Below are 11427 nucleotides of genomic sequence, written 5' to 3'. Positions count from 1 at the left end.
GGGTGAATACATCCAACCTAATCGGTCGGTCGAGCTCCCCGACCATCAGGCACCAGTTGGCGCACTTCGTCAAGTATCCGACTCGACATGAGTGTTTTCGACCCGAAGGGCAACGCGGTCTCGTCGCCGTTGGCGGCGAGCAACCAGCCGGTGTTGTCCTCGGTGCCGAAGGCCTTGCCGTCGCCGACGGCGTTGACAACAAGCAGGTCGCACCCCTTGCGGGCGAGTTTGGCTCGACCGTGGTCCAGGACGCCACCGGTCTCGTCACCGGTCTCGGCGGCGAACCCGACGATCACGGTCTCGCCAGGGATACGCCCGTCGTCGCGGGCGATGACGAGCCCGCGCAGGATGTCGGGATTGGTGGTCAGTTCGATCGGCGCGGGTCCCTCGTCGCCCTTCTTGATCTTGGAGTCGGCGACGACGATCGGCCGGAAGTCGGCGACCGCCGCGGCCATGATCACGACGTCGGCATCGGCCGCGCGCTTGGTCATCTCGTCGGCGAGTTGCTCGGCGGTGGAGATCCGCACGATGGAGACCCCGGCCGGGTCACCCGGGTCGGTGGTCGATCCGGCTACGACGGTGACGCTCGCCCCGCGTTGCGCCGCGGCGCGGGCCAGTGCGAACCCCTGTTTACCCGAGCTGTGATTGCCCAGATAGCGGACCGGGTCGAGCGGTTCCCGGGTGCCACCGGCACTGATCAGCACGCGGACACCGGCGAGGTCGTACGGCAACGCATCGGACCGGGCGAGGAGCAGCTCGCCGATCAGGGCGATCTCCTGCGGGTCAGGGAGTCGACCACGGCCGGAGTCGGTACCCGTGAGTCGACCCGACGCCGGGGTCATCACCACCGAGCCGTGGGAACGGAGCGTCGCCACATTGGCCGCAGTGGCGGGATGCTCCCACATCTCGGTGTGCATCGCAGGGACGAACAGGACGGGACATCGCACGGTCAGCAACGACGCGGTCAGCAGATCGTCGGCACGCCCCTGTGCGGCGCGGGCCATGAGGTCGGCAGTCGCCGGGGCGATGACCACCAGATCGGCGCCCTGGCCGAGACGGACATGGGCCACCTCGTCGACGTCGTCGAAGACGGTTGTCGAGACGGGGTTACCGCTCAGGGCCTCGAAGGTGGCCTTCCCGACGAACTCGAGCGCCGCGGGAGTGGGCACGACGCGGACGTCATGGCCGGCCTCGGTGAAATGCCGGATCACCGAGCAGACCTTGTAGGCCGCGATCCCACCGCCAACGCCGATCAGGACGCGGCGTCGGGTTCCGGTCGGTGTGGTCATCGCTGTTCGGACTGCCGAGGACGCCGGGACTATTCGCCCTCGGTGTGCTCGAGAAGATCGGAGTGGATCTCACGCATCGCGATCGACAGCGGCTTCTCCTGGAGGCCGGGCTCGACCAGCGGACCGACGTACTCGAGGATCCCGTCGCCGAGCTGGTTGTAGTAGTCGTTGATCTGGCGGGCACGCTTGGCCGCGTAGATCACCAGCGCGTACTTCGACGATGCGCGGTCGAGGAGATCGTCGATCGGCGGATTGGTGATCCCCAGCGGCGTGTCATAGGCCGGTGCGTCGGCGATCTCGGTGATGTCGAAATTGGTCGGGGTGCTCACACGAACTCCTGCGTTGAGGTCTGGGTGTCGGAAAGGGCCGGTCAGGTCGCGGATGCGGCCGGCTGTTCAGGTCCGACCAGCAAGGATACCAACTCATCCACGGCTCGGTCGACTTCGCTGTTCACGATGACGTGGTCGAACTCGTCTTTTGCGGCCATCTCGATGCGCGCGGTGGCCAGTCGACGCTCGATCGCCTCGGGTGTCTCGGTGGCCCGGCCGGTCAGTCGGGAGACGAGTTCATCCCAGCTGGGCGGTGCGAGGAAGACGGTCACTGCTTCGGGGAGTCGGGCCACGACGTTGCGCGCCCCGACCAGATCGACCTCGACCAAAACCGGTTTCCCGGCCTCCATTGCGGCGAGGACCGGGGCGATCGGGGTGCCCGAGCGCTGCAGCCCGCCGTGGATCTCGGCCCACTCCAGGAGGGCGTCCTCGGCGATCATCTTGTCGAAGTCGCCGGCGGAGACGAAGTGATAGTCGCGTCCGTCGACCTCACCGGGACGCGGATCCCGGGTCGTCGCCGACACGCTGAAGTAGACGTCGGGCACCGCGGCACACACCTTCGCGACCACGGTGGACTTGCCGACGGCCGAGGGGCCGACCAAAACGATCAGTCGACCCCTCGTGCGTCCGGTTCCCTCGCTGTCCGGCCGGTGAATCACCGTTCGGACCACGGGTTCGTTTCGCTACCGTATTCGGTTCGGTTGCGCACGCTCAGGAGCTGAACTTCTCGAGCAGTGCCTTGCGCTGACGGTCGCCGAGACCGCGCAGGCGGCGGGTCGGGGCGATCTCGAGCTCGGTCATGATCTCCTGCGCCTTGACCTTGCCGACCTTGGGCAGGGCCTCGAGCAGAGCCGAGACCTTCATCTTGCCCAGGATCTCGTCGTTCTCGGCATCCTTGAGCACCTGCTGGAGATCGGTGCCACCGCGCTTGAGGCGCTCCTTGAGCTCCGCGCGGACGCGACGAGCGGCAGCTGCCTTCTCCAACGCAGCGGCGCGCTGCTCATCGGTCAACTGGGGAAGGGCCACGGGGTTCCTCCGTCTTTCGTTCTCGAGTGGGACTGCATCGGTCGCCCGTCAGGACGTCCGAGGCGCTGTTGCCGTGCGACCGCGGCTGGATCGCCATCGCCGGCCTGTCGATCGGGTCTGCACCCAACCGACGCCATCAAATGTTGGCGGCGAATGCGACCGTACCCACGTGAGCAGGCATTTGCGAGTGCGACCCCCCGTTTTCGCGGCGTTTTCTCATGTTGTAGGGCCCGCAGTGCGTTCAATTGAGCACAGCATGAATTCACTGTCAGTTTCACCGCTCTGACTTCGGGTTTTGTTACATCTTCGCAGTTCAGCGGAGTGCGACTTCCTGTAACGATCGATAGCAAGGCGAAAGACCTGCGCGCTGTGCCCTCCAGCCGGTGATACGGGTGTGACGCGAGTGGTGCGACCCGAATTTCTGCGATTGAGTCGGGGCGTCGCGCGTGTCGCGAACACCGCCGAGTGCACCCGGGGACAGTTGCGAGCCGCCGTCAGGGCACGCGGCTAGCATGATCTGACTTTTGGGGAAGTAGCTGATCGGGGGCGGTTCATGAAGGTTGTTCCAGCGCGGGTGCGCGAACTGGGTGGACGGATGCGCGCGACCGGAGGCGCGGTCAGGAAGCTGTCCCCACTCGGCGGCGGCGTCGATGCCTCGAGTGGCGCGAGTGGCAACGAGCTCGCTGCGAACCTGAGGGATGCCTCGAAAGCGCTGAACAAGGTGATCGCCTTTCACGCCGACACCTACATCGGCTACGCCGATCTGTGCGGCCGTGCCGCGAATTCCTACGAATGCGGACCGTCGCGGCGCGGCGGGAATCGAGGCGACGGTCGTCGTCCCGGCGAAGCCGGGCGGCTGAGCGGTGTCGGGCGAGACGGCGTACACCGTCGAGAAAGTGCTGGCTTGGGACTTCGACAACGCGAGAACGGTCAGCAGACGGCTGACGTCGAAGTCCGCCGAACTCAGAGGCGTGGCGAGAACAGCCGCCACGACGTTCGACGGCTCGTTGGACTACTGGCGCAGTGTCGGCGGCAACGATGCTCGGCAGTCGTCGAACACCCACGCGGACTCCGCCAACAAGAGCGCCGCGGTGATCGAGTCGGTGGCGGGAAAGTTCGATTCTCTTCTCGGATCGATGGAAAGCGAGATCGCGAACCTCAGATCGAAAAGGGCCGAGGCGCTGGGTTCCGAATTCGAGCTCGCGGTCACGAGTGACGGTGAGGTCTACTCGACGAAATCGAACATCGAGTGGCTGAAGACCTGGAAGTTGTCATACCAGGTCAAGATCGTCCAGAAGGAGTCGCTGGAGAGCTACCTCACCAAGGAGATCCGCGAATCCCTCCGTCGTATCGAGGAACTCGACAAGGTCGGGTCCGAAGGGCTGCGACGACTTCTCGAGAAACTCCCCGACTCCGTGAAAGCAGGTGCGGCCGGTCACCACTCCGATCCTCAGCTCGCCGAGATTCTCCGCAAGTATCAGGTCGACGCGTCCAAGGGCGGCGCGCGCCTGTGGCCCTCAGGCGATCTTCTCGACACGATCCGCAGGTTCGATCCCGCGTTCAAACCCACGCTCATGACGCCCGAGGAGGTCACGATGCTCGCCGAGATGGGAGCGGTACCGGGGACCGGCTGGCGGGCGGTCTATGACTTCTTCCAGATCCGGTCCAAGGCGGATGCCGTCGCCACCGCACGGCACCCGAACCGCGAAGGGGAAGAAAGCTCCCTGGCTGATGGTCATGGTGACGCATTCCGTCACGCGTATTGGAACGCGCTCATGACTGAACGGTTCGGCAGCGACTGGACCGAGAAGTTTTCCACCGCTCATGAAGGGTTGGGCGGCAACCCTGCCCATCGTGAGTCCATGGATCTTTACAACAACGAACTGGGACGACAGATTGCCACCGAACACGAGAACGCGACTCCAGAGGAGCTCGCGGTTCTCGTGGATCGGGCCGTGACCGACGGTCGCACGCTTGTCCTCGACGAGAAAGGACAAATCGCTTGGAGCAACAAGATCGAGAAACACGGAACCGGGTTTGCTCTGAAGACCGACATTCCGCTTCAGATTCCCGGCCGGTGACTGCACACGACTCGAATTCCAGGCTCGTCCCTCGGGTGGCCACGGCGATTCTGATCGGATTCGTGGCGGCTTCATCGGTGGGATGTCTTCCGCTTCCGCACCCGCGCGACGCGCCGAAGGAGGAATGCGCCCGCGAGTTCCATTTGTGGAGCAACGACCAACCTCTGGGCCCCTCAGACGAATTTCTGAGAGTAGCCCGGGAAATCGCCGCAACGCCAGGCGCTGTAACCGATCTCGACAAGGTCTCGCGGCGGGCGGGTTGGTCTGGGCGATGGGATCGCGTTGTCGTTGTGGGCGGTAGCACGAGCAGCGCCGACCTCAACGAGTTGGCGGGCACGACCGGAATCTGTTTTGACGGCTTCAACGGCGGCGACTCGGATTCGGGATTCAACGGCCACTACGTGTTCTTCGACGGCCCCCATCCCAAGCAGGCCGCCGGGGCAGGATCGCGACCCGTGATCGACACGGATGGGCATCCACTGGTTTGGCGCCATGACCCACTCGTCTCGGATACCTCGCTGGAGACGCCTGTGCTCCGGCTGGTTACGGCGGAGACGCAGTGAGTCGGATGGCTGTGGTCGCGGTGGCATCCCTGGCGCTGACGACCACCGGGTACCTACCGATTCCGAGACTTGATCCCAAACCTGAGTACGAGCGCGCCCGAAAGTCGATCTAGACAGCGCGGCCGGACGGCTGGATCCGCGAAGGAGTCATCGATACCGACGACGACAGCTCGATTCCCACACGCGGCGGCCCGCTCTACCCCGACGCGACGGTCAGTCCGCCGAAACTGCGTGCCGAACCTCCCGCGACGCCCTGAGACACCTCAGCCGAGAGCGCCCTCGACCTCGTCCCGGGTGCGCACGAAGGCGTCGCGCAAAGCGGCCGCATCCGGGCCCGCGCGGAGCACCCCGCGGGAACTGGCGGGCAGGACCCAGGCGGGGTCGGCGCCGGAGAACACGATCGGTAGGTCCGCGGCGGTGGCGCCCTGGGCACCCAGGCCGGGAGCCAGTATCGGACCTCTGAGTTCCGCGAGATCGAGGCCGTGCTCACGCGTGGCCCCGACGACCAGCCCGACAGTCGCGGTGCCATCGGCGTTCTCGGCCGCGGCGTCATCGACGATCGACTGCGCGACCGTCCGCTCCCCCGTCCGCGCCCGCTGGATGTCGCCGCCCTCGGGGTTGGAGGTCCGAGCAAGGACGAACACTCCGCGCGAGCCCTCACGGGCGAGGTCGAGCGCGGGGCGGAGGGATTCGTAGCCGAGGTACGGCGATGCGGTCACCGAATCGGCACACAACGGCGACGACTCGGACAGCCAGGCCTGCGCGTAGGCGGCCATCGTCGACCCGATGTCGCCGCGTTTGGCGTCGGCGATGACCAGGGCCCCGGCCTCCCGGCACCCCGCGACGACACGTTCGAGCACCGCGAAACCCGCGGCGCCGAACGGCTCGAAGAACGCCACCTGCGGTTTGATCACCGCGGCCACCGGCCCGAGCGAGGCGACGCAGATGTCGGCGAACCGCGACAGGCCGTCGGCCGTGACCGGCAGCCCCCACTCCTCGAGTAGTTCGGCATGCGGGTCGATGCCGGCACAGAGGCGTCCGCGCTCGGCGACCACCCGCCGATAACGGGCGCCGAAGCCGGACGCCTCGGTCACGACCGGCCGGCCAGGTCTGCGTGGCGGTTCTGCAGCGACCGGACGCCGATGTCGCCCGTCATCGCGGCCTCGATGCCCTGCACGGCGGCGGAGGCGCCCTGCACCGTGGTGATACACGGGATGTTCACCGACACCGCGGCACTCCGGATCTCGTACCCGTCGACGCGAGGGCCCGAATTGCCGTACGGGGTGTTGATGACCATCGTCACCTCACCGGCGCGGATGATGTCGACGATCGTGCGCTGCCCCTCCTCGGCCTCGAAGTGCTTGCGTACGGTCTCGCACTTGATCCCATTGCGGCGCAACACATCGGCGGTGCCCTCGGTCGCCAGGATGTCGAATCCCAGATCCGCGAGGTGCTTGACCGGGAAGATCAGCGCCCGCTTGTCCTTGTTGGCCACCGACACGAAGATCGCACCACCGGTCGGCAGTGATCCGTACGCAGCGGTCTGCGACTTGGCGAACGCGCGACCGAAGTCCGCGTCGATACCCATGACCTCGCCGGTGGACTTCATCTCCGGACTCAACAGGTTGTCGACGCCGCTGCCATCGTGGCGCCGGAACCGGTTGAACGGCAGAACCGCTTCCTTCACCGCGATCGGGGCCGTCGCCGGTGCCTCACCACCGTCGCCGGTCGCGGGCAGGATGCCCTGCTCGCGCAGATCGGCGATCGAGGCGCCGAGCATGACGCGGGCACATGCCTTTGCCAGCGGCACGGCAGTCGCCTTCGACACGAACGGCACCGTCCGGCTCGCCCGCGGATTGGCCTCGAGCACGTAGAGCACGTCGTCCTTCAGCGCGTACTGGACGTTGAGCAGACCCTTCACGCCGATGCCCTTGGCCAGTGCCTCGGTCGAGGTCCGCACCATCTCGAGGTCGGCGCGCCCGAGAGTGACCGGCGGCAGCGCACACGCCGAGTCACCGGAGTGGATACCGGCCTCCTCGATGTGCTCCATCACGCCGCCGATGTAGACCTCGTCACCGTCGCACAGGGCGTCGACGTCGATCTCCACCGCGTCCTCGAGGAACCGGTCGACCAGCACCGGGTGATCCGGGGTCAGCTCGGTGGCGCGAGAGATGTAGTCCTCCAAGGACTTCTCGTCGTAGACGATCTCCATGCCGCGGCCACCGAGGACGTACGACGGCCGGACGAGCACCGGGTATCCGATACGTGCCGCGGTGTCGCGCGCCTCGGCGAAGCTCGTCGCGGTGCCGAACGCCGGGGCCGGGAGGCCGGCTGCGGTCAAGACCTTGCCGAACTCTCCGCGGTCCTCGGCGAGGTCGATGGCGGCCGGGCTGGTGCCGACGATCGGCACGCCGGCTTCCTCGAGACGATGCGCGAGGCCGAGCGGGGTCTGGCCGCCGAGCTGCACGATGACACCGGCGACGGTGCCCGATTGCGATTCGGCGTGGTAGACCTCGAGGACGTCCTCGAAGGTCAGCGGCTCGAAGTAGAGACGGTCGGCGGTGTCGTAGTCGGTGGACACCGTCTCCGGGTTGCAGTTGACCATGACGGTCTCGTACCCGGCCTCTGACAGCGTGAGCGCGGCGTGCACGCACGAGTAGTCGAACTCGATGCCCTGGCCGATGCGGTTGGGACCCGAGCCGAGGATGAGCACCTTGGGGCGGTCGGGTTGCGGGGCGATCTCGCTGGTCGCCGCCGGATCGAGCTCGTAGCTCGAGTAGTGGTACGGCGTCTTCGCCTCGAACTCGGCCGCGCAGGTGTCGACGGTCTTGAAGACCGGCCGCACGCCCAACCCGATCCGATGCGCGCGCACGGCTGCCTCGTCGGCGAAATCCGAACGCAAAGCAGCGATCTGGCGGTCGGAGAAACCGGTGGACTTGGCCTCGCGGAGGAGCGCCTCGTCCAGGGTGTCGGCGTCGCGGATCTCCGCACCGAGCGCGGCGATACCACCGATCTCGGCGAGGAACCACGGATCGATGGCGGTGGCCTCGTAGAGGTCTTCGATCGTCGCGCCGGCCTCGAAGGCGAGCATCAGCTTGTAGAGTCGCCCGTCGCGCGGGGTCTTGATGTCCTCGAGGAGTGCCGGGAGATCGACCGTGGCCGGGTCCGGACGGTTGGGCTCGGCCCAGAAACCGCCGGCCTTCGTCTCCAGCGACCGCATGACCTTGCCGAGGGCCTCGGCGAAGCTGCGGCCGAGGCTCATCGCCTCACCGACCGATTTCATCGTCGTGGTGAGGGTGTCGTCGGCGCCCGGGAACTTCTCGAACGCGAACCGCGGCGCCTTGACCACGACGTAGTCGAGCGTCGGCTCGAAGCAGGCCGGGGTTTCCTTGGTGATGTCGTTGACGATCTCGTCGAGGCTGTAACCGATGGCCAGCTTCGCGGCGATCTTCGCGATCGGGAAACCGGTGGCCTTCGACGCCAGCGCCGACGACCGCGACACGCGAGGGTTCATCTCGATGACGACGAGCCGGCCGTCGCGCGGGTCCTGGGCGAACTGGATGTTGCAGCCACCGGTGTCGACGCCGACCTCGCGCAGGATGTCGATCGAGAGGTCACGCATGATCTGGTACTCGCGGTCGGTGAGGGTCATCGCCGGGGCGACGGTCACCGAGTCGCCGGTGTGCACGCCGACCGGGTCCAGGTTCTCGATCGAGCAGACGACCACCACGTTGTCGCGGTTGTCGCGCATGAGCTCGAGTTCGTATTCCTTCCACCCGAGGATCGACTCCTCGATGAGGACGTTCGCCGTCGGCGAGGCGGCCAGACCGCCGCCCGCGATGCGATCGAGGTCTGTGTCGTCGTAGGCCATTCCCGACCCGAGTCCGCCCATGGTGAACGACGGCCGGACGACGACCGGGAAGCCGAGTTCGGCGACGGTGTCGCGGACCTCGTCCATGGTGTGGCACACGCGCGAGCGCGCGCTCTCGCCACCGACCTTCTCGACGATGTCCTTGAACATCTGGCGGTCCTCGCCGCGCTGGATCGCATCGAAGTCGGCGCCGATCAACTCGATGCCGTACTTCTCCAGCGAGCCTCGATCGTGAAGCGCGACCGCGGTGTTCAGCGCCGTCTGACCGCCGAGGGTCGCGAGGACGGCGTCGATGGGATGTCCGGCGTCGCGCTCGGCCTCGATGACCTTCTCCACATACTCGGCCGTGATCGGCTCGATGTAGGTGGCGTCGGCGAACTCCGGGTCGGTCATGATCGTCGCCGGGTTCGAGTTCACCAGGCTGACGCGCAGGCCCTCGGCCTTGAGGACCCGGCACGCCTGGGTTCCGGAGTAGTCGAACTCGCAGGCCTGACCGATGACGATCGGTCCCGAACCGATGACCAGGACGTGGTTGATGTCTTCGCGGCGCGGCATCAGGCACTCGCTCCTTGATCACTGTCGCCCTCGAGCAGGGTGACGAACTTGTCGAACAGATACGCGGCGTCGTGGGGACCGGCGGCCGCCTCGGGGTGGTACTGCACGGAGAAGGCGCGACCGGAGAGCAGTTCGACGCCCTCCACCGTGCCGTCGTTGGCGCAGACGTGGCTGACCCGGGCGCGGCCGAAGTCGGAGTCGAACTCCTCCCCCGCCTCACCTTCGAGCGCAAAACCGTGGTTCTGGGAGGTGATCGAGACCTTGCCGGTGGCGGAGTCGATGACCGGGATGTTGATGCCCCGGTGCCCGAACTTCATCTTGTAGGTCGAGCGGCCGAGCGCACGGCCCAGGATCTGGTTGCCGAAGCAGATGCCGAACAGCGGGATGTCCTGGCCCAGGACTCCGCGGGTGAGTTCGACGATGTCGTCGGCGGTGGCCGGATCGCCGGGACCGTTCGAGAGGAAGACCCCGTCCGGCTTGAGATCGGCGAGGGCCTCGAGCGCGACGGTCGCGGGCAACACGTGGGTGCGGACGCCGCGCTCGGCGAACATCCGCGGCGTGTTGGTCTTGATCCCCAGGTCGATGGCGGCCACCGTGAAGCGATGCTGGTCGAGCGGCTCGACCACGTAGCCGGAGTCGGTGGTGACCTCGTCGGCCAGCCGGGCACCCTTCATGTCGGGCTGGTTACGCACGCGGGCAACGAGTTCGTCGGTCCCGGCGAGCGCGGGACCGGAGAAGATCCCGGCCTTCATCGACCCGTGGTCGCGCAGGATGCGCACCACGGTGCGGGTGTCGATGCCCCGGATGCCGACGATGCCCTGGCGGTCCAGCTCCTCGTCGAGCGAGGTCGTCGCGCGCCAGTTGGAGACACGTCGGGTGGGATTGCGAACCGCATACCCGGCGACCCAGATCTTGCCCGAATCGCCATCGACGCCGGTGCTCCCGGCGCTGCCGGTGCTCTCACCGTCTTCGGTGTTCCACCCGGTGTTGCCGATCTGCGGCGCGGTGGCCACCACGATCTGCCGGTGGTAGCTCGGATCGGTCAGGGTCTCCTGATAACCGGTCATAGCAGTGCAGAACACCGCTTCACCGAGGGTCTCGCCGACTGCGCCGAAGCTCCGGCCGGTGAACACCTGGCCGTTCTCCAGCACCAAGACCGCTGTGTTCATTCCTGTGCCCCTTGTCCCTGTGGCCCATGTCCACTGTCATGCGTCCCGGCGAAGGCGTTCACCCAACCGGGGTAGATCGTTTTGTCGTCGGCGCGCAGCCCGGAGTCGATCTCGGTGCCGCTGGGCAGGACCCAGCGGATCGCGAGGACGCCGTCGGCGGTCATCACCTTGCCCGCGATACCGCGCTCGGTACGGACCGCGGTGACCGACTCGCGGGGAATCCAGATGTCGCTCGCGCCTTGGCGCGCGATGAGGATGCCCGTGTCGAACTCGGTCAACACCGACGACGCGCGGTCGCCGATGTCGCCGACCGTCACCCGGTTCTGCCAACTCGGCGCGATGGTGCTGCCGAGGTAGAGGCCGGTATCCGGACCTCGCAGAACCGCACCGGGGTCGGCGGGGATGGCCGGGAGTGCACCGATGACGTCGGCCTGAGCCGCGGTCTTCTTCCGGTTGCCGGTCGCCAGCAGGTAGAACACCGACACCACCCCGACGGCGAGGAGCGCGACGACGCCGATGAACCACGCGTTGAAGACGATTTTGC

Annotated in this window: 10 protein-coding genes; 2 read left to right on the top strand and 8 right to left on the bottom strand. The window is 66.8% G+C overall.

The window, feature by feature from the left end:
* Window positions 1–17: 17 nt before the first annotated feature.
* The 4 genes from coaBC to mihF are packed head-to-tail and all read right to left on the bottom strand — an operon-like array spanning window position 18 to window position 2644.
* A complete protein-coding gene (gene coaBC / locus ACFW3F_RS25260) occupies window positions 18–1289 on the bottom strand; it encodes a bifunctional phosphopantothenoylcysteine decarboxylase/phosphopantothenate--cysteine ligase CoaBC (RefSeq protein ID WP_388062423.1) in 1272 nt (423 codons plus the stop codon).
* 29 nt (window positions 1290–1318) lie between these two features.
* A complete protein-coding gene (gene rpoZ, locus ACFW3F_RS25255) occupies window positions 1319–1618 on the bottom strand; it encodes a DNA-directed RNA polymerase subunit omega (RefSeq protein ID WP_004021987.1) in 300 nt (99 codons plus the stop codon).
* 41 nt (window positions 1619–1659) lie between these two features.
* The gene (gene gmk / locus ACFW3F_RS25250) at window positions 1660–2289 is read right to left on the bottom strand and encodes a guanylate kinase (RefSeq protein ID WP_388062421.1); all 630 of its coding nucleotides are present in this window, start codon (window positions 2287–2289) and stop codon (window positions 1660–1662) included.
* A 40-nt stretch (window positions 2290–2329) separates the two neighbouring features.
* The gene (mihF, locus tag ACFW3F_RS25245; protein ID WP_004021989.1) at window positions 2330–2644 is read right to left on the bottom strand and encodes an integration host factor, actinobacterial type; all 315 of its coding nucleotides are present in this window, start codon (window positions 2642–2644) and stop codon (window positions 2330–2332) included.
* Between the two features lie 1091 nt (window positions 2645–3735).
* Between mihF and ACFW3F_RS25240 the strand changes: the two genes are divergently transcribed.
* Both ACFW3F_RS25240 and ACFW3F_RS25235 read left to right on the top strand, forming a co-directional pair.
* A complete protein-coding gene (locus tag ACFW3F_RS25240) occupies window positions 3736–4725 on the top strand; it encodes a DUF6973 domain-containing protein (protein WP_388062419.1) in 990 nt (329 codons plus the stop codon).
* Window positions 4726–4760: 35 nt separating this feature from the next.
* Window positions 4761–5288: a hypothetical protein gene (locus ACFW3F_RS25235; protein ID WP_388062417.1), complete on the top strand. Its 528-nt coding sequence runs from the start codon at window positions 4761–4763 to the stop codon at window positions 5286–5288.
* A gap of 263 nt (window positions 5289–5551) precedes the next feature.
* Here the strand turns inward: ACFW3F_RS25235 and pyrF are convergent, their stop codons facing one another.
* From pyrF to ACFW3F_RS25215, 4 genes are all read right to left on the bottom strand, one after another.
* Window positions 5552–6382 carry an orotidine-5'-phosphate decarboxylase gene (gene pyrF / locus ACFW3F_RS25230; protein WP_388062415.1) on the bottom strand — a complete coding sequence of 277 codons (831 nt, stop codon included), beginning with the start codon at window positions 6380–6382 and terminating at the stop codon, window positions 5552–5554.
* On the bottom strand, window positions 6379–9714 hold the full coding sequence (gene carB / locus ACFW3F_RS25225; protein WP_388062413.1) for a carbamoyl-phosphate synthase large subunit: 3336 nt from the start codon (window positions 9712–9714) through the stop codon (window positions 6379–6381). Before carB ends, pyrF begins: the two co-directional genes overlap by 4 nt.
* A complete protein-coding gene (gene carA / locus ACFW3F_RS25220; RefSeq protein ID WP_388062411.1) occupies window positions 9714–10883 on the bottom strand; it encodes a glutamine-hydrolyzing carbamoyl-phosphate synthase small subunit in 1170 nt (389 codons plus the stop codon). The genes carB and carA overlap by 1 nt, the downstream gene beginning before the upstream one ends.
* The coding region (locus tag ACFW3F_RS25215) for a hypothetical protein (protein WP_388062409.1) at window positions 10880–11427 on the bottom strand (548 nt) is incomplete at its 5' end. The genes carA and ACFW3F_RS25215, both read right to left, overlap by 4 nt.

This window comes from Gordonia sp. NPDC058843 (assembly GCF_042743165.1).
Lineage (GTDB): Bacteria > Actinomycetota > Actinomycetes > Mycobacteriales > Mycobacteriaceae > Gordonia.
This window is presented reverse-complemented; position numbering and strand designations above follow the sequence as displayed.

Coding starts and splice junctions, on each gene's coding strand:
- coaBC (WP_388062423.1), bottom strand. CDS start 1,289: ATGACCACACCGACCGGAACCCGACGCCGCGTCCTGATCGGCGTTGGC.
- carB (WP_388062413.1), bottom strand. CDS start 9,714: ATGCCGCGCCGCGAAGACATCAACCACGTCCTGGTCATCGGTTCGGGA.
- carA (WP_388062411.1), bottom strand. CDS start 10,883: ATGAACACAGCGGTCTTGGTGCTGGAGAACGGCCAGGTGTTCACCGGC.